This window comes from Chelativorans intermedius, from assembly GCF_025398255.1.
In the GTDB taxonomy this organism is placed as follows: Bacteria; Pseudomonadota; Alphaproteobacteria; order Rhizobiales; family Rhizobiaceae; genus Chelativorans; species Chelativorans intermedius.
The window spans coordinates 1-1,253 of sequence record NZ_JAODNW010000085.1 but is presented as its reverse complement, the minus strand read 5'-3'; the positions used below and the strand labels follow the sequence as shown (position 1 = coordinate 1,253).

Genomic DNA, 1,253 nt, shown 5'->3' with positions numbered 1-1,253 from the left:
TGACCTGCCCCCCGCAAAATCCCTCACCGTGATGTAGAGTCTGCGCCAACTTTGAAGGAGCAGACGAATGCGAAAGAGCCGTTTCACCGAGGCGCAAATCATCGGGATGATCAAGGAACAAGAGGCGGGGATGCCGACGGCTGAGGTGTGCCGCAGGCATGGCCTCAGCCCGGCGACATTCTACAAGTTGAAGTCCAAGTATGGCGGCATGGAGGTGTCCGAGGCGGCCAGGTTGAAGGCGCTGGAGGACGAAAACGCCAAGCTGAAGCGGCTGCTGGCCGACACGATGCTGGACAATGTCGTTCTGAAGGACCTGCTGGGAAAGAGTTGACGACGCTGACCAAGCGGCGAGAGGCAGCGCTCAGGGCGATGCGGGATCACGACATCTCGCAGCGCCGGGCCTGTCGGCTGGTCGGTGTCGATCCCAAGACAGTCCGGCGCGACCGCCCGCCGGACTGCGCCGAGATCCGCAAGGAGATGCAGGAGATCGCCGGAAAGCGGCGCCGGTTCGGGTATCGCCGGATCGGCGTGCTGCTGGAGCGCAAGGGCATGAGGATGAACCACAAGAAACTGTATCGGCTCTACCGGGAAGAGGGACTGTCGGTGAAGCGACGGCGTGGCCGCAAGCGGGCCCGTGGATCGCGCACGCCGATGCCGGAGGCCGCTTGTCCCAATGCGCGCTGGTCTCTGGACTTCCTGGCTGATAGCTTCGGTGCTTCACGGAAGTTCCGGATCTTGGCGGTGATCGACGATTGCACGCGCGAATGCCTTTGCCTTGTCGCGGACACCAGCCTGTCGGGCGCGCGAGTGGCCCGGGAGCTCAGCGCCCTGATCCGGGTCTACGGCAAGCCCGGCTGCATTGTCAGCGACAACGGGACCGAGTTCACCAGCCGGGCCATGCTGAAATGGGCCGATGAGAACCAGGTGCCCTGGCACTACATCGACCCCGGAAAGCCGCAGCAGAACGCCTTCATCGAGAGCTTCAACGGGAGCCTGCGCGACGAGTTCTTGAACGAGGAAATATTCGACAGCCTGGACGATGCACGGCGCAAGCTGGCCTTGTGGCGCTACGATTACAACACGGTCAGGCCACACTCGTCGCTTGGCAACCAGACACCGCAGCAAGCGCGCCGGGCGCTTGAGCAATTTGAGGGCTCCGCGCCCGGCGCGCTTGCGCCAGACGGGGAACCGGAATACCCAAATCCAACCTGCAGACTCTCGTTATGAATGAGGGACCAGCGGGGGGCAGGTCA

Annotated in this window: 1 protein-coding gene; it reads left to right on the top strand. The window is 63.2% G+C overall.

The annotated features are described in order from the left end of the window. Positions 1-67: 67 nt before the first annotated feature. Positions 68-1,227 (top strand): IS3 family transposase gene (locus NYR58_RS20380; protein ID WP_261522946.1). Its coding sequence is split into 2 segments (ribosomal slippage): positions 68-317 and positions 317-1,227, totalling 1,161 coding nucleotides; the frame shifts between segments, so codons are not numbered across the junction. The last annotated feature ends 26 nt before the right edge of the window (positions 1,228-1,253 follow it).